Below are 22207 nucleotides of genomic sequence, written 5' to 3'. Positions count from 1 at the left end.
AAAAAGGACAGAAGAAAAAATAGTAAAAGTAGCAATTCCTATTTTAGGAAAATTGTGGTATACTAAATTCTGTTTGAAAAAAGAATTGAATGACAAGAGATAGAGGTGCAAGGATTATCAGTACGGTACATGAGAACACGGTGGACAACCGATGTACCGGAAAGGATGAATTGCCGAAGAACTGTTCTTTCGTCCGGGGAGCAGGATCTGGGTCACTGCAGAATATGCAGTGGACTGTCACAGACATGTGGAGTGCTATCGTTGGCTGAAATAAAACAGAGATGAGTTAGAAGGTTTTTGCCATGAACGCGCTTTAGCAAGTTGTCGTTCATGGTTTTCTTTTTCTAAAAACAAATTTGAAATTATTTTAAAGGATTAGAGAGAAAGGAGAACTTTTATGCACATTTCAAAGAAAAAAATATGGAGTGTGGCGGCGTTTGTGTTTATGTTTACACTATTGCTGTCAATGACGGTATTTGCAGCGGATGGGGAGGCGGTACAGCCGAAGATGTATGCAACATTTTGGGCATTGATTCCCCCGGTGGTGGCCATTGCATTGGCTTTGATCACGAAAGAAGTTTATAGTTCACTGTTTGTAGGAATTCTTGTGGGGGCGATGTTTTATTCAGACTTTTCATTTGAGGGAACAATTGTCCACATTTTCAAGGGAGGAATCATCAGTGTGCTGTCGAACAGTTATAATGTAGGAATTCTTGTATTCCTGATCATACTGGGAGCGATGGTCAGCCTGATGAACCGGGCAGGAGGATCTGCGGCATTTGGAAAGTGGGCTGGAAAGAGAATAAAAACTCGTGTCGGTGCACAACTTGCAACGATTGCGCTGGGAATGTTGATATTTATCGATGATTATTTTAATTGTCTTACAGTCGGAAGCGTGATGCAGCCTGTGACAGACAGACATCAGGTGTCGAGAGCAAAGTTATCTTATCTGATTGATGCAACTGCAGCTCCGATCTGTATTATTGCTCCGATTTCTTCCTGGGCAGCAGCGGTGACGGGATTTGTAGAGGGAGAAGATGGTTTTTCCATCTTTATGAGGGCAATTCCGTACAATTTTTATGCACTATTGACGATTCTGATGATGATTGCGATTGTTGTGATGAAATTTGATTTTGGGACAATGCGGACACATGAGAAAAATGCAGTAAAAGGAGATATCTTTACAACTGCGAACAGACCTTACGAGAGTGGGGAGGAAATTCCTGTCAATGAAAATGGGAAAGTGACAGATCTTCTGATTCCGATTGCATCCCTGATCGTTTGCTGTGTAATTGGGATGATCTATACCGGAGGATTTTTTGACGGGGTTGATTTTGTAACAGCGTTCTCGAACAGTGACGCGTCGGTGGGACTTGTCCTCGGAAGCTTCTTTGGCCTCGTTCTTACGATTGGGCTGTACTGTGTCCGGAAGGTTTTGACTTTTAAAGAGTGTATGGAATGCATTCCGGAAGGATTTAAGGCGATGGTTCCGGCAATTATGATCCTGACATTTGCATGGACCTTGAAAGCGATGACAGACAGTCTCGGAGCGGCAGCGTTTGTTGCAATGGGTGTGAATCAGTTTGCGGAAGGATTGATGAACTTCCTTCCGGCGATCATTTTCCTGATCGGATGCTTTTTGGCATTTGCCACGGGAACTTCCTGGGGAACTTTTGGAATTTTGATTCCGATTGTCGTTGCGATTTTTGCAGAGACAAACGAGACTTTGATGATCATTTCCATCTCTGCATGTATGGCAGGAGCGGTATGCGGGGATCACTGTTCTCCGATTTCAGATACGACGATCATGGCATCTGCCGGTGCGCAGTGTGATCATGTTACCCATGTATCGACACAGCTTCCGTATGTCATTACGGCGGCACTGGTCTCTTTTGTGACGTATATCATTGCCGGATTTGTACAGAGTGCATGGATAGCACTCCCGGTTGGAATCGGATTGATGATCGTTACATTGATGGTGATCAAGAAGAAAACAGAAAATCAAGAATAAAAAGAAAACAAACGGGAGATCGTAAAAATACGGTCTCCTATTTGTGTTTGAAAGAACACATTGTTTATGAAATCAAAGAGATCAGATTCTTTTTACTTTCTTAATATAGAAAATAATGATATAATGTATAAATCGGAGCGGTCTGTTTGAGCCGCTGCTATGATAGGAAAATACAGAGTGGAGAGTGATAGTATGAAGCATACACAATTATCTGCATACGAACTTGTACGGAAACAGGACGTATCAGATTTACAGTCTGTCGGCTATTTATTCAGACATAAAAAGACGGGAGCGAGGGTGCTCCTTTTAGAGAACGATGATGAGAATAAGGTATTTACAATTGGTTTTCGTACACCGCCGGAAGACAGCACAGGACTTCCGCATATTTTGGAGCATTCTGTTCTCTGTGGATCGAAGAAATTTCCGGCAAAAGATCCGTTTGTGGAGCTGGTGAAGGGCTCTTTGAATACATTTTTGAATGCGATGACATATCCGGACAAGACATTGTATCCGATCGCAAGCTGCAATGACAAGGATTTCCAGAATCTGATGCATGTTTATATGGATGCGGTTTTTTATCCAAATATCTATGAGCGAGATGAGATTTTCCGGCAGGAAGGCTGGAGTTATAAGCTGGATGAAAAGGAAAGTGATCTGGAGTATAACGGAGTAGTATACAATGAGATGAAAGGAGCATTCTCCTCACCGGAAGGTGTTTTGGATCGTGTCATCTTAAACACGCTGTTCCCGGATACTTCTTACCGCAATGAGTCCGGAGGGGATCCGGATGTAATCCCGGAACTGACGTACGAACAATTTTTAAACTTCCACAAGAAGTATTATCATCCGTCCAACAGTTATATCTATCTGTATGGGGATATGGACATGGAGGAAAAATTAAACTGGCTGGATCAGGAATACTTAAGTAAGTTTGATTATCTTGCAATCGACTCAGAGATTCGTTTCCAAAAGCCGTTTGAGCAGATGAAGGAAGTAGAGATGGCATATTCGATCACAAGCAGTGAGTCAGAGGAAGATAACACATATCTATCCTACAACAAGGTGATCGGGACAAGTCTGGATGAGAAGTTGTATCTCGCATTTCAGATTCTTGACTATGCACTTCTGTCTGCACCAGGTGCGCCGTTGAAGAAGGCACTTGTGGATGCGGGCATCGGAAAAGATATTATGGGATCTTACGACAATGGGATTTATCAGCCGATTTTCTCGATCATTGCAAAGAATGCCAATCTGGAACAGAAGGAAGCGTTTATTCAGGTCGTAGAAGATACGTTGAAAGAAATCGTGAAAAATGGAATGGATCAGAAAGCGCTGGAAGCAGGAATCAATTATCATGAGTTCCGCTACCGGGAAGCCGATTTTGGAAATTTCCCGAAAGGATTGATGTATGGACTGCAGATGTTTGACAGCTGGCTTTATGACGATGAAAAACCATTTATCCATGTGGAAGAGCTGAAAACATTTGCATTCTTAAAAGAACAGATCGGTTCAGGGTATTTTGAAGAATTGATTCAGAAGTACATTTTGGACAATCCGCACGGAGCAATTGTCGTGATTAAGCCGGAGAAAGGGCGCACCGCACGGTTAGACAAAGAATTGGCAGAACGTCTTCAGGAATATAAGAAGAGTCTTTCGGAAGCAGAAGTGGAGAAGATTGTGGCAGATACGAAAGAGCTGATCGCATATCAGGAAGAGCCATCGACGAAAGAAGAACTGGAAGCAATTCCGGTGCTGGAGATTGAGGATATTTCAAAGGAAATTGCACCGATTTATAATGAGGAACTGCATCTGGCAGATACACTTGTCGTACATCATGATGTAGAGACAAACGGAATCAGCTATCTGTCATTGATGTTTGATCTGTCAGATGTGCCGGAAGAACAGCTCCCATACGTGGGAATTTTACAGTCTGTAATTGGAATGATCGACACGAACAACTATGCCTATGGAGAATTGTTCAATGAGATCAATATGAGCACTGGGGGAATCGGGACAAGCCTTGAAGTGTATCCGAATGTGACGAAAGTTTCTGAGAAGGAATTTAAGGCTGCTTTTGAGGTGAAGACAAAAGCACTCTATGATAAACTTCCAGTTGCATTCCAGATGATCCGTGAACTTTTGATGGAGTCAAAATTCGAAGATGAGAAGCGTTTGGAAGAAATTTTGGCATTGTTGAAATCAAGACTTCAGATGAAATTCCAATCTTCCGGACATATGACCGCAGTGTTGCGTGCGATGTCCTACCGCTCGCCGATGTCACAATTTAAAGATTTGACAAATGGAATCGCATTCTACGAAAAAGTGTGCAAGATTGCAGATCATTTTGAGGAAGAGAAGGCAGCACTGATCATGAATTTGAAGAAATTATCCGAACAAATCTTCCGCGCAGATAACATGATCATCAGTTGTACATCCAGAAAAGAAGGATTGGAAGAATTGGAGAAATTGATCAGAGAGCTGAAGAACGGAATTTATCAGGGAACAGCAGACCACACTCCGTGCATTCTTCACTGTGAGAAGAAGAACGAAGGGTTTCAGACAGCATCAAAAGTGCAGTATGTAGCCCGTACCGGAAATTTTATGGAGGAAGGTCTTGATTACACCGGAGCGCTGCAGATTTTGAAAGTAATTTTAAGCTATGATTATCTCTGGCAGAATATCCGTGTAAAAGGCGGCGCATACGGATGTATGAGTAACTTTAACCGGATTGGAGATGGATATTTTGTTTCTTATCGGGATCCGAATCTGGAAAAGACCAATGAAGTATACGAGGGAATTACAGAATACCTCAGAAACTTTGACGTCGATGACAGAGATATGAAAAAATACATCATCGGAACGATCAGCAATATGGATGTGCCGATGACACCTGCTACAAAGGGAGAACGATCTATGAACCTCTATATGAATCATGTGTCAAAAGAGATGATCGAGCAGGAGAGAAAAGAAGTATTAGATGCAAAAGTATCAGACATCCGTGCACTTGCCGATATTGTGGAGGCAGTGTTGAAGGCAGGAGATTTGTGCGTAGTCGGAAGTGAAGAGAAGATTGAAGCACAGAAAGAATTATTTATGGAGATTAAAAATCTTGCATAGGAAGGAGAACGAATGAGAGCAGATTACAGATCAGGTTTTGTCACATTGATCGGAAGACCGAATGTGGGAAAATCAACACTGATGAATTATCTGATCGGACAGAAGATAGCGATCACATCGAACAAGCCACAGACGACGAGGAACCGGATTCAGACAGTTCTGACAACAGAGGAAGGACAGATTGTTTTCGTAGACACCCCGGGAATCCACAAGGCGAAAAATAAGCTTGGAGAATATATGGTAAATGTGGCAGAGCGCACATTGAACGAAGTAGATGTGGTGCTCTGGCTCGTAGAGCCGTCGACATTTATCGGAGCGGGAGAACGGCATATTGCAGAACAGCTGAAAAAGGTAAAGACACCTGTGATCCTTGTAATCAATAAGACAGATAAAGTTAAGAAAGAAGAAGTGTTTACATTTATTGATGCCTACAAGAATATCTATGACTTCGCGGCGATTGTTCCGGTTTCGGCGCGAAGCGGAGAAAATACAGATGAATTGATCCGTGTGATCATGCAGCACCTTCCATACGGACCTCAGTTCTATGATGAGGATACGATCACAGATCAGCCACAGCGCCAGATTGTAGCGGAAATTATCCGTGAGAAAGCGCTTCATAGTCTGAACGAAGAGATTCCGCATGGGATTGCAGTGGCAATCGACAGGATGAAGATGCGTAAGAAGATTGTAGATATCGATGCGACGATCATCTGTGAGCGAGATTCGCACAAAGGGATCATCATCGGAAAGCAGGGGGCGATGTTAAAGAAAATCGGAAGCACGGCGCGCTATGAGATTGAGCAGATGCTGGAGTGCAAAGTGAACCTGCAGCTTTGGGTGAAAGTCAAAAAAGACTGGAGAGACAGTGATTTCCTGATCAGGAACTTTGGATATACAAAGGAAGATTAAATAAGAATACAACATGAGGTACAAGACCAGTTGTATAGTTTCATTCAGAATGGACATCCTAGAAGTAAAGAAATACGAAGGGATGATTGGATGAAGAATGCATATTGGGACCATTTTGTGGAGACAGGAAAAGTAGAAGATTATCTCTGTTACAAAGGGATGGAGATTTGTCAGCAGACAATGGAATTGTATAAAGACAGAGAAAAAAGTTTAGGATGGGCAGGAGAACAGACAAGTGAATCAGGCAGTGACAGTGACAGGAATGATTTTATCGGCGGCCCCGGTGGGGGACTACGATAAGAGAGTTGTGATTCTGACAAAAGAACGAGGCAAGATTTCTGCATTTGCAAGGGGAGCGAGACGTCCAAACAGCTCCCTTGTAGGTGTGACAACGCCGTTTGCTTTCGGGGAGATGACGTTGTATGAAGGGAAAAGCTCCTACAATCTGGTGCAGGCAGATATCTCTAATTATTTTTCAGAGCTGCGCACAGATATGGAGGGAGCCTACTATGGGTTTTATTTCATGGAATTTGCGGACTATTATACAAAAGAGAATAATGATGAGCGGGAAATGCTGAAACTTCTGTACCAGTCGCTGCGTGCGCTTGTAAGAAAGACCATACCTTATGAATTGATCCGTTACATATTTGAACTGAAGTCGATCAGTATCAATGGGGAGGCGCCGGAAGTGTTTGCATGTGTGGTCTGTGGCTCGACGGAGGAACTGGAAGTGTTCAGTGAGTCTGGGCAGGGGATGCTGTGCAGCGAGTGCTGCCACGAGGTCAAGGATGGGAAAAGACTGCATCCATCCACAGTTTATGCGATGCAGTATATTATCAGCAGCAGTATCGAGAAGCTTTATACCTTTACGGTAAGTGCTCAGGTGCAGAAAGAACTGAAACAGCTGATGAGGCAGTATATCCGGCATCATATTGACAAGAATTTTAAATCACTGGAAGTACTGGAAGTCTGTATTCGATAAAAGGAATGCTATTCCATACTGCCATTAGGAAAAACTATCCCAGATTGCTTGAAAAAACAAACGGGAAAGGGTATAATAACAGACATTAATATCTTATTTATCTGTGGGTGGAAACTGTCATGGATGAAGAGAAGAGAGTGAGGTAGATAGTTATGGAGAAGACAATGGACAAAATCGTGGCCTTGGCAAAATCAAGAGGTTTTGTATATCCGGGATCTGAGATCTACGGTGGGCTTGCGAATACATGGGATTATGGAAATCTCGGTGTAGAACTTAAGAACAATGTAAAAAGAGCCTGGTGGAAAAAATTTGTTCAGGAATCAAAATATAATGTTGGTGTAGACTGTGCGATTCTGATGAACCCTCAGACATGGGTGGCATCCGGACATCTCGGGGGATTCAGTGATCCGCTTATGGATTGTAAAGAATGTAAAGAAAGATTCCGTGCAGATAAGCTGATCGAAGATTTCGCTCAGGAGCATGGGATTGAATTAAAAGACAGTGTAGATGCATGGTCACAGGAAGAGATGGCAGCATGGATTGAAGAACATAACGTACCATGTCCGTCCTGCGGAAAACATAATTTTACAGATATCAGACAGTTTAACCTGATGTTCAAGACCTTCCAGGGAGTGACAGAGGATGCGAAAAACACAGTATATTTAAGACCGGAGACTGCGCAGGGAATCTTTGTAAACTTTAAAAATGTACAGCGTACATCCAGAAAGAAAATTCCGTTTGGAATTGCACAAGTTGGGAAATCTTTCCGAAATGAGATCACACCAGGGAACTTCACATTCCGTACAAGAGAATTTGAACAGATGGAATTAGAATTTTTCTGTGAGCCGGGTACAGATTTAGAGTGGTTTGCATATTGGAAGAAATTCTGTCTTGACTGGTTGAGCTCTCTTGGATTGAAAGAGGAGGAGATCAGAGTCAGAGACCATTCGCCGGAAGAGTTATGCTTCTATAGTAAGGCGACATCCGACGTAGAATTCTTATTCCCATTTGGATGGGGAGAACTCTGGGGAATCGCAGACAGAACGGACTATGACTTGTCACAGCATCAGGAAGTCTCCAAACAGGATCTGACTTACTTTGATGATGAGAAGAAAGAAAAATATATTCCGTATGTCATCGAGCCGTCACTGGGAGCAGATCGTATGGTTCTTGCATTCCTTTGCAGCGCATATGATGAAGAAGAGTTGGAAGGTGGAGATACCCGTACAGTGATGCATTTCCATCCGGCGCTTGCACCGATCAAGATTGGTGTGCTTCCGCTTTCTAAGAAATTAAATGAAGGCGCAGAGAAAGTATTTGCAGAGCTGTCAAAGACTTACAATTGTGAGTTTGATGACCGTGGAAATATCGGAAAGCGCTATCGCCGTCAGGATGAGATCGGAACTCCGTTCTGTGTTACATACGACTTTGAGTCTGAAGAAGACGGAGCGGTTACAGTCAGAGATCGTGATACGATGGAACAGGAGCGAATCAAGATCGAAGATCTGAAAGCATATTTTGAAAAGAAATTTGAATTTTAATAGGAGTACGCGATACTCAGAATGCTATGAGATGTATGGTGAAAAGTAAATTTTACCATACATTGCATATAGAGAAAACAAAAAGGAGCGACGACAAAATGAAAAGAGAAAATCAGTGGAATAACTATGATGCAGCTGAATTAGAAGTGCTTGAAAAAGTGAATGCTGCATACAGAGAATACCTTGATGCAGGAAAGACAGAGAGAGAATGTGTGACAGAGTGTATCCGCCTTGCAGAAGAAGCTGGATATCAGAGTCTTGAATCTGCGATTGCAAGTGGAGTAAAATTACAGAAGGGCTCAAAAGTTTACAGCCAGTGCATGGGAAAATCTATCGTATTGTTCCAGCTCGGAGAAGAGCCTTTAGAAAAAGGTATGAATATTTTAGGAGCACATATCGACTCTCCACGTATTGATGTAAAACAGAACCCATTATGTGAAGACAATGAGTTTGCTTATTTAGATACACATTACTATGGCGGAATCAAAAAATACCAGTGGGTAGCAACACCACTTGCACTTCACGGAGTCGTAGTGAGAAAAGATGGAACAAAAGTTGAGATCGTAATCGGTGAAAAAGAAGATGATCCGGTACTTGTGATTACAGATCTTCTTGTACATTTATCAAGAGAACAGCTGGATAAACCGGCAAGAACTGTGATCGAAGGTGAAAAATTAGATCTTTTGATTGCCAACAAGCCATTAGAAGGAGAAGAAAAAGACGCTGTCAAAGCAGGCGTATTAAAGTTATTAAAAGAGAACTATAACATCGAAGAAGAAGATTTCCTCTCAGCAGAGCTTGAGATCGTTCCGGCTGGAAAGGCAAGAGAATGTGGAATTGACAGAAGTATGATTATGGCATACGGACAGGATGACAGAGTTTGTGCATTTACATCTTTACTCGCAATGTTAGAGACAAAAGATGTGAAGAGAACAGCATGCTGTATCCTTGTGGACAAAGAAGAAATCGGAAGTGTCGGAGCAACTGGTATGACATCTAAATTCTTTGAGAATGCAGTCGTAGAACTGATGGATGTTGTGGAAGGATACTCAGAAGTGAAGTTCCGCCGTGCAATGGCAAATTCTAAGATGCTTTCTTCAGATGTAAGTGCTGCATTTGATCCGTTATATGCAGCAAGCTTCGAGAAGAAAAATTCTGCATTCTTTGCACACGGTCTTGTGTTTAATAAATATACAGGAAGCGGCGGAAAAGGTGGATCTAACGATGCCAACGCAGAATATGTTGCAGAACTTCGCAAGATCATGGATGACAACAACGTTGCATTCCAGACAGCAGAACTCGGTGCAGTAGACGTCGGAGGCGGCGGAACAATCGCATACGTTCTTGCAAGACATGTCATGAACGTGATCGATAGTGGTGTGGCTGTACTTTGCATGCACGCTCCATGGGAGATTACAAGTAAGGTAGACGTATACGAAGCTGTAAAAGGATACAAAGCATTCTTAAAAGATGCATAAGATCAGGAAGCAAAGGCAGAGATTGCTAAAATAGAATAGAAAATAGAAATCCCCTCTTTTTAGAAGCACTGTGAAAGCGGTAAATTCTAAAAAGGGGGGATTTTACATTAGGCGAAGAACTTATGGATGCAGCTTTTCTTTTGTTGAATGCGAGAATGCATTGGAGATTCCTTTTACCGAAGAAGAATATTCCAGTGGGGACATCCCGGTTGCTTTCTTGAATTGTTTGGAGAAATACTGGAGGGAACTATAAGACAGGTAATGAGCAATCTCTGTGAAGTTCATTGTTCCGATCCGAATGATTTCTTTTGCGTATTCAATCTTCATCTGACTGAAATATTCGATCGCACCGCAGTTTTTTTCTTTGTGGAACAGTGCCTGTAAGGCAGAACGGCTGATCGAGAATTGGGAGCAGATTAGTGGAACTGTCAGGTGGTCGCAGATATGTTCTTCCATATAAGTCGAAATCTGTTGAAACTGGTTCTGTTTTGCCGTAATATTGGCGGGAGATTCCATGAGCGGTGGTTCAGGAGAATGTTCTAACTGACCGGAGGAGGATCTGTTTCGCTGGATTGTGATCAGAAACAGTTCGAGGTAAAGGGTGATCAATTGCTGTGCGCCAAAAGGAGCTTCCTCGGAAATATGAACTTGTTCGATGCGCGGCTCATGAAGCGGGGTAGAAAATGCAAGTCTTGCCTCAGCAATGATCTGTGAGATGATCGTACGTTCTTCTAAAGTCAGAGTGGTGTGTAGTTTCTGGAACAAGTGCATGGCGGGTGAAAAGCAGTAGAAGGAGATCGCGACAAGGTTTGGAGCTTTTTCGCCAATGGACTCAAAGGCATGAAATTCATTTGGTCGATGAAAGATAATATCCCCTGCGTGGAGTGTGAGCCATTCATTTTCTGCGCGAACAGATACTTCTCCTTTATCTACATAGAGTAGTTCCCAAAAATCGTGAGATTCTCCTTGAAAGACGAAATTTTTCATATATTCAAAATAGTGTATGGTGACAATGCTCTCGATATTGATTTCTTTTTTCATGCGTGTACTGACATATCCCATTGTATCTTTCCTCCAGTGTGATCATTTGCCGGTTGCAAATGATTCTCAGTGATTGTTTTTTTGAAATAGGTTCTGTTTTTTACTTGGTATTCTATCAGAAATTGGATAATAAGACAATAAGCATAGATGATAAAATAAGCGGTTTTCCACAGAACAATATATAATAGATAGAAGAGATGTTGTTATTGTTCGCTGTGTGAACGGCAGCAGGAATCATAAAGAAAGAGAGGGTATAAAAGTTGGAGAACATTTATACAAAAGGAACGGAGATCCGCTTTGACGAGAGCAGATTGTCATTTACGATCACACATGAAGGAGATAGCTGGAACTGGGGAGAAGGATTCCGTCCACGCATGGAATGTGAGGAAGGAACAATCTATTTTGCAGATGCGAAGAAGATTTCACACGAGGAGTGGAAGACAGGAATCGGACATGGAATCTTAAGCCATTTTGAGGGATTTGAGCTAAATGGAGCAGATGCAGGCATCGCATTTGACACAATCGTATGGATCGAAGAGGTGTCAGGAGATGTATTTTTTGAGTGGGTACCACTTTCCACAGAGACAGTTAAAGTAAAATCCGTGTACTGGCCGGGATACATGGAGTTTGATGAGAAGAAAGACAGCTGGTATACACTTTTGAACTGGCAACAGGGATTGCTGGTGCCAAATACATGGAAAACAGCAGTGGATAAAGTTGTATTTGATGGTTTTATGGGAACTGCAGGTGCATATATGCCATGGTTTGGACAGGTGAAGGATCGCGCAGGATATATTGCAATTTGTGAACAGCCGTGGAATGCAGCATATTATACAGAACATCCGGCAGAAGGACCATACACTCATGTGGGAATCCGCTGGGAGCCAAGTCTGGGCAAGATGGATTACCGCCGCGTGATGAAATACAGCTTTGTCAAGGATTGTGATTACAATGATCTCTGCAAGATTTACAGAAACTATGTGATCGAAAAGGGAAGATTCAAATCTCTGGCAGAGAAGGCAGTGAAGACTCCTTCTATTGATCAACTGATCGGATCTGCATTTTTACATAAGGGAATTAAGACACAGGTAATGACAAACTCTGATTTCTATGATGCAGAGAATCCGGATAAGAACAATCATCTGACGCCATTCTCCGTGAGAACAGAAGAGATTAAAAAATTCCATGAACTTGGTGTGGAAAAATTATACCTGCATCTAGATGGATGGGCAGAACCAGGATATGATAATCAGCACCCGGATTACCTTCCAGCATGTGAGAAAGCAGGCGGATGGAAAGCGATGAAAGAACTGTCCGACACGATGCATGAATGCGGATATTTATTTGGAATCCACGACCAGTACAGAGATTACTACTACGCAGCAAAAACATTTGATGAGAATTTTGCGACACGTCTCGCAGATGGGACAATTCCAAGTCATGCGCGCTGGGCAGGAGGTCCGCAGACATATCTCTGTGCGACACAGGCTCCGTTTTACGTGAAACGAAACTTTACAGAAATCATGGACAATGGAATTAAACTGGATTGTGCTTACCTGGATGTATTCACATGTAATGAAGGGGATGAGTGTTCTCATCCATGGCATAAGATGACAAGAAGAGAATGTTACGAATACAGAAATGCATGCTTTGAGTATCTTCTGTCAAAAGGAATTCTTCCAAGTTCTGAGGAAGTGAACGACTGGGCAATCCCAAGTCTCGTATTTTGCCATTATGCGCCATATGACTTCATGCTGGATCGACCGGGAAGTCCAAAGAAAGGAATTCCGGTGCCGTTATTTAATCTTGTTTATCATGACTGTCTGATCGAGCCATGGATGATGGACAAGGTAAGTGAGGAAGAAGACTACATGCTGTATGCAGTATTAAATGGAGGTGCTCCATATCTTGTGAGAGATGGTGCATATCAGAATACAGACGGTTCTTTCGCAGGAGGAGTGGAAATTAGCATCGAAGATCAGATTAAGAGATGTAAAGTCGTATCGGATCTGCATGAGAAAGTTGCGAAATGTGAGATGGTGCGCCATGAGATGGTAGATGGAAATCCAGAAGTACAGAGAACAACATTTGCTGACGGAACAGTTGTTACGGTAGATTTCCAGGCACAGACATACCAGATTCGATAAAAACAGAGACAGATAAGTACAGAATGAGAAAAGACAAGGAAATAGATCAAAAAAGATCGAAGGGATTCCTTGTCTTTTTTGATTCAATTTTTACAAAAAGGCTGCTTTGCTGTGCAGAGAAAAATCTGTCTGTTGAATTTGACGAATGCAGGAAAGACTAAGGATGAGCAGGAGCAGAGAAAAGTAAGACGGATTTTGAAAACATTTCTCGTCAAAATGGACAGAGGAGAACAGAAAAAGGAATATAAAATATCCTAAATGACAAATACAGGACAATAAGACAAGTTTAGGAGATTATCTTGTAAGCATTTATGTGCAATAAAATATATAATAAGAATAAATAAAGAACGAATATAGACAACAGACAACCAAGAATCGAGTATTCAAACAAACTTATAACAGAGGAGAAGAAAGATGAGTAAGAGAATAAAAGTTGCGCTGGCAGGGCTTGGAAGCCGAGGGAAAGATACATATGCACCAACGGCAAAGCTGTTTCCAGAAAAGATGGAGATTGTGGCAATTGCAGATATTGATCCAGAGAAAGTAAAAGCGGTTGCAGCAGAATATCAGATTCCGGAGGAGATGTGCTTTCAGAGTGCGGAGGAGATGATCGCCAGAGAAAAACTTGCAGATGTGATGTTTATTACAACACAGGACAGACAACATGTAGGACAGGCAATTCCGGCATTGAGAAAAGGATATCACCTATTACTGGAAAAACCGATTTCGCCGGATCTGGATGAATGCAGAGAGATTGTGAAGGTTGCACAGGAATGTGATAGAAAGGTAATTGTCTGTCACGTTCTCAGATATACTCCATTTTATACGAAGATCAAAGGTCTGATCGATGAAGGAACGATTGGTGAAATAGTATCTGTGAATTCGGTAGAAAATGTAGGGTATTGGCATCAGGCACACAGCTTTGTCAGAGGAAACTGGAGAAATTCTAATACGACAAGTCCAATGATTCTTCAGAAGTGCTGTCATGATATGGATATTTTATTATGGCTGACAGGAAAGACTTGTAAATCGGTATCTTCTTTCGGAAATACCTATTTGTTCCGGGAAGATAAAGCACCGGAAGGAGCGGCGCACAGATGCATGGACGGATGTAAAGTGAAAGATCAGTGTCCGTATGATGCAGAGAAAATTTATATTACAGATCCTGTGACAGGTGTTCAAAATGGAAATACAGACTGGCCGGTCAATGTGGTGGCACTTCACCCAACAGTGGAAAGTGTACGCGAAGCACTTCAGACGGGACCGTATGGACGATGTGTATATCACTGTGACAATAATGTAGTAGACCATCAAGTTGTTAATTTAAACATGACAGATGGATCGACGATCAGCCATACAATGTGTGCGTTTACGGCATATACAGCTGCCGGAAATCGATATGCGAAGATCATGGGAACTTTAGGTGAGATTATCGCCGATATGGGAGAAAATACCATTCAAGTCAATGTGTTTGGAAAAGAACCGGAAGTGATAGATGTACGCACATTGGCAACTGATTTTTCAGGACACGGCGGCGGCGACAACCGGATGATCGAAGAATTTCTTGATATGTTGATCAATGAGTCAGGCCCGACAAAGAGCACAACTTCTGTGGAACAATCTGTGGAGAGTCATTATTGTGCATTGGCTGCTGAGGAGTCCAGATTAAATGGTGGAGCAGTAATCGAACTGGATACTTATAGAAGATAGTATATAATACAAATTTGTTACCAGGCGGCAAATAACTGCCGCATGATATAAACCAAAAGGAGGATGATTTCAATGAAAAAGAATCTGAAAAAATTAGTCGCTTTAGGATTAGTTGCGACAACAGGAACTACATTGTTAGCTGGATGTGGTGGAAGCGACAAAGGCGGAAGCAAAGATGGAAAAGTTGAGCTTGTGATGAGTGTGTGGGATTCTGACCAAGAGCCGGTTATGAAACAGATGGCAGAGGCATACTCAAAAGAAAATCCAAATGTAACAGTGAAGACACAGCTTACAACATGGAATGAGTACTGGACAAAATTAGAGGCGAGCGCAACAGGTGGATCTGCTCCGGATATCATCACTATGAACGTGCTTCATGTAGAAGAATATGCAGACGCAGGAATTTTAATGGATTTAACAGATGCAGAGAAAGAGTCAGACTTAAAGGTGCATGATAATTTCCCGGCACCACTGGTAGATGGATATACAGTAGAAGGTAAATTATACGGAATCCCGAAAGATTTCGATACAAATGCCGTATTCTACAACAAAGAAATCTTTGATCAGGCAGGAGTTGCTTATCCAACAGATGGATGGACATTTGAAGATTTCAGAAAAACTTGTGAAGACTTACAAGCAGCAGGGCTTCCGGACGGAGTTTATCCGACAGCAATTAACCGTAACTCCGGACAGACTACATATGATGCAGCTGTATTCGCAAACGGTGGATATTTCTTAAATGAAGATAACACAGAAACAGGATGGGATAAAAAAGAGACAATCGAAGGTATCCAGCCATGGTTAGATCTTGTATTAGACGGACTTTCACCAACATTACAGCAGATGACAGATACAGATCCAGACAGTATGTTCCAGGGCGGACAGTTAGCAATGTACTTCTCAGGAAACTACATGATTCCTTCTTATAATAAAACATTAGAAGGAAAATACGGAATCGTAAAAAGACCTTCTTTCAATGGTGTAGATAAAGATATCATCAATGGTCTTGCATTCTCTGTATCTGCAAATACAAAACATCCAGAAGAAGCAAAAGACTTCGCATTATGGTTAGGAAGCAAAGAAGCTCAGGAAATCCAAGGAAAATCAGGTACAGTTATCTCTGCTAGAAATGACTGCCAGGAATTATTCTTAGATACACATAAAGACTTAAATCTTCAGGTATTCCTTGACAATGTACCGAACACAGAATTACTTCCTCACTGTAAAGTGACTGCAAAACTTTCTCAGGTTGAAAAAACTTACTTAGAGCAGGCTTGGCAGGGAGAAATCACATTAGAAGAGGCTTGTAAGAACATTAAGCCAGAGGCAGATGCAATTCTTGATGAAATGAACGCAAAGTAAAGTAGGTAGATACAAATGGGCGAAGGAAAGAAAAAAGTAAGGCGGAAAGCGAGCAGACGTGAGAAGAAAGACTGGGTAGCAGGCTACGTATTTATTGCGCCGGTTACGATCGGACTTCTGATCTTCTATGTATTTCCGTTTATCCAGAACTTCTGGTTCAGTTTTAATGATGTAAACAAATTTAACATGGCAACCTTCTGCGGAATCAGCAACTATCAACGTCTGTTCCAAGAACCAGATCTGATGCTCGCCATGAAAAATACACTTTTATATGCCGTTGTGACAGTGCCGATCGGGCTGGCGCTGTCACTGTTAGTGGCATCCCTCTTAAACTCCAAGATCAAAGGAACTTCTTTTTATCGGACAATCTACTTCCTGCCATCAGTAACGATGTCAGTAGCAGTAGCACTTGTATGGAAACTGATCTTCCACGGAGACTTCGGTATTTTAAATACGGTTCTTGGAATCTTTGGAATCGAAGGGCAGAGCTGGCTTACAAACCCGCATACCGCATTGTTCTGCGTAATGATCGTGGCAATCTGGGGAAGTGTCGGTTATAATATGATCATTCTTCTTGCGGGTATGCAGGGAATTTCAAGATCTTACTATGAAGCAGCGGCAATCGACGGAGCAGGACCAGTAAAACAGTTCTTTAAGATTACAATCCCGTTACTTTCTCCAACGATCTTTTTCGTAATGATCACAGGTCTGATCGGTGCGTTCCAGGTATTCGACAGCATCTATATGATGGTCGATCCAGTAACGAACCCGGCGTTCAACAAAGTAAAGACCATGAATGTTTTGTTCTATCAGAATGCGTTTATGTATGGAGAAAAAGGTTATGCAGCAGCAATTTCTATCTTTATGTTCGCAGTGATCATGATCATCACAGTGATCCAGCTGGTCGGACAGAAGAAATGGGTAAACTACGATTAGAGGAAAGGAGGAAATACGATGAAAAAGACATCTACAAGAAATCATTTGCTTATACACATTCTTTTGATCGCAGGTATTGCAGTCACAGTATTCCCATTCCTCTGGATGGTGTTTACATCATTTAAGACATTGCCGGAATCTATGCAGATACCGCCGTCAATTTTACCGGAACATTGGCAGTTCGACTCTTATAAATATGTACTTGAGATTCTGCCGTTCGGAAAAGTATATATCAATACGATTGTGGTAACCATCATTACGGTATTGGTACAGGTTGCATTTTGTACAATGGCAGCTTATGGGTTTGCAAGAATTGATTTTCCATTTAAAAATGCGATTTTCATGATCTTGTTATCTATCTTAATGGTACCGGGACAGATTTTCTTAATCCCACAGTACTTGATCATTCAGAATTTAGGATTGATCAATACCTTACCGGGTCTCTTCCTCCCGAACTTGTTCAGTGCATTTGGTACGTTCTTATTGAGACAGTTCTTTATGTCACTGCCAAAGGAATTGGAAGAAGCAGCATTGCTTGACGGATGTAACAGATTCCAGATTTTTGGAAAGATCATGCTTCCGTTAGTACAGCCAGGTATCGTAGCGCTGGTAATCTTTACAGCAAAATTTGCATGGAATGACTTCATGTGGCCATTGATCGTTAACACAGATCCGGCTAAGATGACATTAGCTCCAGCACTTTCTACACTGAAAGGACAATATGCTACAAACTACCCGGCACAGATGGCAGGTGCCGTAATGGCAGTTATTCCGATGATCGTACTGTTCTTCATCTTCCAGAAACAGTTTATCGAAGGTGTTGCACAGTCTGGTATCAAAGGCTAAAAATTTAATCGAATATGTAATAGAAATATCAGAAGACGAAAAGTAAAAAATGCACGGTTCTATAATCGTGCATTTTTTGTACAAAAAAACAGTATAAAAAGCCAAGTGGGGGAGATGTCAATGAAAAAATTTTATTATCTTGTGAGAATGACATTTTTGGAAAAGATGGCATACACGAAAGCAGTGTGGTTTAATACGATTGGTACACTTGTGTCTATTTTCAGTTACTATTTTTTATGGAAAATTGTGTTTATGGGAGAGAATGAACTTGTTGGATTTACGATGGGGGAGATGATAACGTATGTCATTTTGTCCAAGGTTTTGTCGTCACAGTTTGCAGGTGGAATTAATATGCAATTTGCAGAGTGGGTATATGAAGGAACGATTGGGACAGAACTTTTACGTCCGGTGACTTTGTTTTATACATTATTTGCACGGCGCAGTGGAGAGTTTGCATATTTTATTTTATGGAAGGGAATTCCGGTTTCTTTCATTTCTTTTTTTATACTGAGAGGAGTAGGTCCGGCAGGAGCCGGGGAATTTCTTTTGTTTTTAATTAGTGTGTTGCTGGCGCTGGTAATTTTATTTTATGTGGAATTTATGGTTGGACTAGCTTCTTTTTATACACTCAGTATGTTTGGCATGGCATTTACAAAGACGGCAGTATTGTCCATATTATCTGGCGGGGTTGTACCATTAGCTCTATTTCCGGAAGGAGTTGCAAGGGTATTTGGACTTCTTCCATTTGCGGGTATGGTATCAGTTCCGTTAAATATTTTTCTTGGGAAATATGGATTGGAAGAATGTATGGGATATATGGGACTTCAGATATTTTGGTGTATTGTAATGGGAGCATTAGCGCATTTGTTGTATCATATGGTGATTCGGAAAGTGATTGTCCAAGGAGGATAGAAGAGTGAAAAGATTGAAATATTATTTTCGACTGTATCAGGCATTTTTAAGAATAGGGATGTTATGCCTTGTACAATATCCGATGGATAGTACTATTCGCTTGATCTCTATTGTTGCGAGGGAAGCAGCAGGATTTCTTGGCGTATTTGCAATCGCAAATGTAGTTGGTAATCTTGGGGAGTGGAGTATATATGGTGTTTGCTTGATATTTTCCCTGGGTGCAATGACGGAGGCTATTAGCCGGGGACTTTTAGATAATGTATGGAGCATTGGGAGTTTTGTTAGGAAAGGAAAGTTGGATATTTTTTTGATACGTCCGGCTTCTGTTTTGTTTCAAATGCTGACATTTCGAATGGAATTTGCGTCGTTAGTCAGTTTTTTTCTGCCGTGTTCTTTGATGATTTGGTCACTCGCAAAATCAGGGGTAGAGTGTTCGATTAGTTTGATCGCATTTTTAATCGAGTTTCTCGTGATGGGCACAATTTTGAATTCTTCCCTCTATTTGATTTTTAATGCGCTTAATTTCTGGCTTGTCCAGGGAAATGAGATTGCAGATCTTATACAGACTTTTCGTGAATTTGCAAAATATCCGATTAATATATTTCCGGCAGTTTTTCAAGTGCTTTTTACCGTAGTGATACCGTTCGGCTTTATTGGATATTATCCGGCAATGTATTTACTTGGGAAAACAAAGATGTGTGTACCGATGTGGCTTTTGGCAGTGACATTGCTCTTTGCGCTGGCCTCAGTGCTCATTTGGTGTTGTGGAATGAAAAAATATGATAGTACAGGTACTTAAAAGGAATAGCATTGGAATCAGTGCTTATAATACAAATGTGATATAAATGAGAGGAATTAAGAACGGTGAAGATGATAGAAGTGCAGCATTTATGTAAGGAATATAAAAGAAAAATCGTACAGCCGGGGTTGATTGGCGGAGTGAAAGGTTTTTTGACTCCACAGTTTGATAATTTTTGTGCGGTGGATGATATTAATTTCCAGATAGAACGTGGAGAATCAGTGGGATATGTAGGTCCGAATGGAAGTGGAAAATCAACAACAATCAAGATGCTTTCAGGTGTACTTACCCCTACGTCCGGAAAAATCATTGTAGATGGGATAGAACCGATCAAGAAGCGGATCCAGAATAATAAGCAGATCGGGGTGGTGTTCGGAAATCGTTCCCAGTTATGGTGGGATGTTCCTATTATAGAGTCTTTTCGTGTGCTGCAAAGACTCTATGAAATTCCGAAACCGATATTTGAAGAGAATATTGAAAAATTTCGAGATATTTTAGGACTGGAGAAACTTTTGAATGTGCCGGAGAGGCAATTATCCTTAGGACAAAGAATGCGTTGCAATATTACGGCAGCATTTTTGCATAATCCTAAAATTGTGTATTTAGATGAACCGACAATTGGATTGGATGCGGAGTCAAAACAGCGGATACGTGCATTTATCAAACAGATGAATGAGGAAAAAAAGACAACGTTTATCGTTACTTCTCATGATTTCCAAGATATAGAAGCACTCTGTAAGAGAATTATCCTGATTAATAAAGGAAAAATTGTTGTGGATTCGGATATGGAGCACATCCGCAAAGAGTTTACAGAATTTAAGCGGATTACAGTGGAAGTAAAGAAAAATGCAGTGGAAATGGCTAGAAGTTCAAAAGCGGCAGGGATGAATGTTAAGGTTGTAGATGATTACCATTTAGAAATCATATATCGTCCGGAGGAAAAGAATCCAATGGAGATCATGGTAGAACTTGGAAAATATGGAGAGATTGTAGATATTTCTATTACGGGACAGGATATTGAAAGCATTATACAAAAAATTGTAACAGAGAATAATAAGGATAGAAGATAAAATGAGATTACATTCTGGCAAAACTATGCTATGATAGGGGAAACTTAAAAAATATGAGTGACAGGAGAAAAATTAAGATGAAGAAGACAGTATCGATCTTGCTTGCAATCCTTTTAGGAATGAGTATATTTGCAGGATGTGGAAAAGGGAAGGAAGAAGCCTCAAAAGATACAACGAAGACAGAAAAGGAAACAGAAGGCGGTGAAGAGAATCTTCTTACCGGAAAGCATCATGTAGAAATACAGGTGAAGGATTATGGGACGATTAAAGTGGAACTGGATGCAGATGCAGCGCCGATCACAGTGACAAATTTTGTAAATCTTGCAAAGAAAGGTTTTTATGACGGACTGACTTTTCACAGAATTATGAGTGGATTTATGATCCAAGGCGGAGATCCAAGAGGCGATGGCACCGGAGGATCTGATCAGACGATCAAAGGTGAATTTTCTCAAAACGGAGTGGAAAACAATCTTTTACATACGAGGGGTGCGATTTCCATGGCGCGTTCTCGCGCAAACGACAGCGCAAGTTCCCAGTTCTTTATCGTCCATGAGGACAGCAAACATCTGGACGGAAGTTATGCGGCATTTGGATATGTGACAGAAGGCATGGATGTTGTAGATAGAATCTGTGAAGATGCAGAACCGACAGACAATAACGGCACGATTCCGACAGAAGAGCAGCCGGTCATGACATCCGTGAAGGTGATAGACTAAATCTCTTGCAAGAGGGAATGGGAGAGGGAAGGAAACGATGAGAGAGACAAAGCAGGCAGAGAAAGAAACTATGCCAAAACAGCAGCGAGGAATTACAGTGGAAATCCCGGGATATCAGAAACTGCAGATGAGGTATTTGATCCTGGATTATAATGGAACAATTGCATTGGATGGGACATTGCAAAAAGGGGTTGCTGAGCGTTTGCAACAGCTTTCGGAACAGTTGAAAATCTACATTGTGACTGCAGATACACATGGGACTGTGAGGAAATTGTGTCAGCAACTTCCGGTACAAATACATACATTTCCGACAAGTGAAGCGGCAGAGGAAAAGCGAAAGATTGTGGAAACGCTTGGCGCTGATTACTGTGTCTGCATAGGAAACGGAAGAAATGATCTGGAAATGTGCCAAATTGCAGGGCTGTCTGTTGCTGTGATGGGAGAAGAAGGAATGTGTGGGAAACTTGGGGCAAAAGCAGATATCTGTGTGAGAAATATTACAGATGGATTGGACCTGCTTTTATATACCAAACGGTTGATTGCAACACTTCGAGGGTGAGAGTAAGAACAGATAGAAGATTCTTTGATAAAAAAGTAACAAAACAGTAGTTTTTACCAAGAAAGTCCTTG

At 41.4% G+C, this 22207-nt stretch carries 19 protein-coding genes and 1 riboswitch; of the genes, 18 read left to right on the top strand and 1 reads right to left on the bottom strand.

The window, feature by feature from the left end; all coding sequences use genetic code 11:
* Positions 1 to 92: 92 nt before the first annotated feature.
* Positions 93 to 266, top strand: a riboswitch (Lysine riboswitch).
* A 131-nt stretch (positions 267 to 397) separates the two neighbouring features.
* From ACESPO_RS12165 to ACESPO_RS12135, 7 genes are all read left to right on the top strand, one after another.
* A complete protein-coding gene (locus ACESPO_RS12165) occupies positions 398 to 2011 on the top strand; it encodes a Na+/H+ antiporter NhaC family protein (RefSeq protein WP_499788893.1) in 1614 nt (537 codons plus the stop codon).
* A gap of 192 nt (positions 2012 to 2203) precedes the next feature.
* Complete coding sequence (locus ACESPO_RS12160) at positions 2204 to 5128, top strand: insulinase family protein (RefSeq protein ID WP_117576363.1); 2925 nt, start codon at positions 2204 to 2206, stop codon at positions 5126 to 5128.
* 12 nt (positions 5129 to 5140) lie between these two features.
* Positions 5141 to 6037 (top strand): GTPase Era, encoded by an 897-nt coding sequence (gene era, locus ACESPO_RS12155; RefSeq protein WP_008976345.1) that lies wholly within the window; start codon positions 5141 to 5143, stop codon positions 6035 to 6037.
* 90 nt (positions 6038 to 6127) lie between these two features.
* Positions 6128 to 6337: a hypothetical protein gene (locus ACESPO_RS12150; protein WP_008976344.1), complete on the top strand. Its 210-nt coding sequence runs from the start codon at positions 6128 to 6130 to the stop codon at positions 6335 to 6337.
* Positions 6273 to 7019 (top strand): DNA repair protein RecO, encoded by a 747-nt coding sequence (gene recO, locus ACESPO_RS12145; protein WP_320852923.1) that lies wholly within the window; start codon positions 6273 to 6275, stop codon positions 7017 to 7019. The genes ACESPO_RS12150 and recO overlap by 65 nt, the downstream gene beginning before the upstream one ends.
* 152 nt (positions 7020 to 7171) lie before the next feature.
* On the top strand, positions 7172 to 8560 hold the full coding sequence (locus ACESPO_RS12140) for a glycine--tRNA ligase (protein WP_008976342.1): 1389 nt from the start codon (positions 7172 to 7174) through the stop codon (positions 8558 to 8560).
* A 98-nt stretch (positions 8561 to 8658) separates the two neighbouring features.
* On the top strand, positions 8659 to 10038 hold the full coding sequence (locus tag ACESPO_RS12135) for an aminopeptidase (protein WP_008976341.1): 1380 nt from the start codon (positions 8659 to 8661) through the stop codon (positions 10036 to 10038).
* A 120-nt stretch (positions 10039 to 10158) separates the two neighbouring features.
* On the opposite strand, the gene ACESPO_RS12130 is transcribed toward ACESPO_RS12135, so the two are convergent.
* Positions 10159 to 11100 (bottom strand): AraC family transcriptional regulator, encoded by a 942-nt coding sequence (locus ACESPO_RS12130; RefSeq protein WP_016439296.1) that lies wholly within the window; start codon positions 11098 to 11100, stop codon positions 10159 to 10161.
* 239 nt (positions 11101 to 11339) lie between these two features.
* On the opposite strand from ACESPO_RS12130, the gene ACESPO_RS12125 reads away from it, so the two are divergent.
* The 11 genes from ACESPO_RS12125 to ACESPO_RS12075 all read left to right on the top strand — a co-directional run bounded on the left by ACESPO_RS12125 (position 11340) and on the right by ACESPO_RS12075 (position 22136).
* Positions 11340 to 13226 carry a DUF5696 domain-containing protein gene (locus ACESPO_RS12125; protein WP_270456692.1) on the top strand — a complete coding sequence of 629 codons (1887 nt, stop codon included), beginning with the start codon at positions 11340 to 11342 and terminating at the stop codon, positions 13224 to 13226.
* A 78-nt stretch (positions 13227 to 13304) separates the two neighbouring features.
* The gene (locus ACESPO_RS12120) at positions 13305 to 13484 is read left to right on the top strand and encodes a hypothetical protein (RefSeq protein ID WP_270472591.1); all 180 of its coding nucleotides are present in this window, start codon (positions 13305 to 13307) and stop codon (positions 13482 to 13484) included.
* 156 nt (positions 13485 to 13640) lie between these two features.
* Positions 13641 to 14936, top strand: coding sequence for a Gfo/Idh/MocA family protein (locus ACESPO_RS12115; protein ID WP_499788890.1), 1296 nt, complete (start codon positions 13641 to 13643; stop codon positions 14934 to 14936).
* A 72-nt stretch (positions 14937 to 15008) separates the two neighbouring features.
* Positions 15009 to 16298: an ABC transporter substrate-binding protein gene (locus ACESPO_RS12110; protein WP_009262830.1), complete on the top strand. Its 1290-nt coding sequence runs from the start codon at positions 15009 to 15011 to the stop codon at positions 16296 to 16298.
* A gap of 15 nt (positions 16299 to 16313) precedes the next feature.
* A complete protein-coding gene (locus ACESPO_RS12105; protein WP_008976336.1) occupies positions 16314 to 17234 on the top strand; it encodes a carbohydrate ABC transporter permease in 921 nt (306 codons plus the stop codon).
* An 18-nt stretch (positions 17235 to 17252) separates the two neighbouring features.
* Complete coding sequence (locus tag ACESPO_RS12100) at positions 17253 to 18080, top strand: carbohydrate ABC transporter permease (RefSeq protein WP_008976335.1); 828 nt, start codon at positions 17253 to 17255, stop codon at positions 18078 to 18080.
* Positions 18081 to 18200: 120 nt separating this feature from the next.
* The gene (locus tag ACESPO_RS12095; RefSeq protein ID WP_120105098.1) at positions 18201 to 18992 is read left to right on the top strand and encodes an ABC transporter permease; all 792 of its coding nucleotides are present in this window, start codon (positions 18201 to 18203) and stop codon (positions 18990 to 18992) included.
* 4 nt (positions 18993 to 18996) lie between these two features.
* On the top strand, positions 18997 to 19791 hold the full coding sequence (locus ACESPO_RS12090; RefSeq protein WP_120105099.1) for an ABC transporter permease: 795 nt from the start codon (positions 18997 to 18999) through the stop codon (positions 19789 to 19791).
* 71 nt (positions 19792 to 19862) lie between these two features.
* Positions 19863 to 20861 (top strand): ABC transporter ATP-binding protein, encoded by a 999-nt coding sequence (locus ACESPO_RS12085; protein ID WP_120105236.1) that lies wholly within the window; start codon positions 19863 to 19865, stop codon positions 20859 to 20861.
* Between the two features lie 77 nt (positions 20862 to 20938).
* Positions 20939 to 21577, top strand: a complete 639-nt coding sequence (locus ACESPO_RS12080) for a peptidylprolyl isomerase (RefSeq protein ID WP_336304733.1) — start codon at positions 20939 to 20941, stop codon at positions 21575 to 21577.
* Positions 21578 to 21614: 37 nt separating this feature from the next.
* Positions 21615 to 22136 carry an HAD family hydrolase gene (locus tag ACESPO_RS12075; RefSeq protein WP_016439291.1) on the top strand — a complete coding sequence of 174 codons (522 nt, stop codon included), beginning with the start codon at positions 21615 to 21617 and terminating at the stop codon, positions 22134 to 22136.
* Positions 22137 to 22207 lie beyond the last annotated feature (71 nt).

It is taken from the genome of Coprococcus sp. HPP0074, assembly GCF_964238105.1.
GTDB classification, from domain to species: Bacteria; Bacillota; Clostridia; order Lachnospirales; family Lachnospiraceae; genus Faecalimonas; species Faecalimonas umbilicata.
Note: the sequence above shows the minus strand (reverse complement) of the source record. Positions and strands in the feature narration are given on the sequence as shown.

Bases quoted from the DNA above. Each gene is read 5' to 3' on its own strand.
- ACESPO_RS12165 (WP_499788893.1), top strand. From the start codon at position 398: ATGCACATTTCAAAGAAAAAAATATGGAGTGTGGCGGCGTTTGTGTTT.
- ACESPO_RS12160 (WP_117576363.1), top strand. From the start codon at position 2,204: ATGAAGCATACACAATTATCTGCATACGAACTTGTACGGAAACAGGAC.
- era (WP_008976345.1), top strand. From the start codon at position 5,141: ATGAGAGCAGATTACAGATCAGGTTTTGTCACATTGATCGGAAGACCG.
- ACESPO_RS12150 (WP_008976344.1), top strand. From the start codon at position 6,128: ATGAAGAATGCATATTGGGACCATTTTGTGGAGACAGGAAAAGTAGAA.
- ACESPO_RS12140 (WP_008976342.1), top strand. From the start codon at position 7,172: ATGGAGAAGACAATGGACAAAATCGTGGCCTTGGCAAAATCAAGAGGT.
- ACESPO_RS12135 (WP_008976341.1), top strand. From the start codon at position 8,659: ATGAAAAGAGAAAATCAGTGGAATAACTATGATGCAGCTGAATTAGAA.
- ACESPO_RS12130 (WP_016439296.1), bottom strand. From the start codon at position 11,100: ATGGGATATGTCAGTACACGCATGAAAAAAGAAATCAATATCGAGAGC.
- ACESPO_RS12115 (WP_499788890.1), top strand. From the start codon at position 13,641: ATGAGTAAGAGAATAAAAGTTGCGCTGGCAGGGCTTGGAAGCCGAGGG.
- ACESPO_RS12110 (WP_009262830.1), top strand. From the start codon at position 15,009: ATGAAAAAGAATCTGAAAAAATTAGTCGCTTTAGGATTAGTTGCGACA.
- ACESPO_RS12105 (WP_008976336.1), top strand. From the start codon at position 16,314: ATGGGCGAAGGAAAGAAAAAAGTAAGGCGGAAAGCGAGCAGACGTGAG.
- ACESPO_RS12100 (WP_008976335.1), top strand. From the start codon at position 17,253: ATGAAAAAGACATCTACAAGAAATCATTTGCTTATACACATTCTTTTG.
- ACESPO_RS12095 (WP_120105098.1), top strand. From the start codon at position 18,201: ATGAAAAAATTTTATTATCTTGTGAGAATGACATTTTTGGAAAAGATG.
- ACESPO_RS12085 (WP_120105236.1), top strand. From the start codon at position 19,863: ATGATAGAAGTGCAGCATTTATGTAAGGAATATAAAAGAAAAATCGTA.
- ACESPO_RS12080 (WP_336304733.1), top strand. From the start codon at position 20,939: ATGAAGAAGACAGTATCGATCTTGCTTGCAATCCTTTTAGGAATGAGT.
- ACESPO_RS12075 (WP_016439291.1), top strand. From the start codon at position 21,615: ATGAGAGAGACAAAGCAGGCAGAGAAAGAAACTATGCCAAAACAGCAG.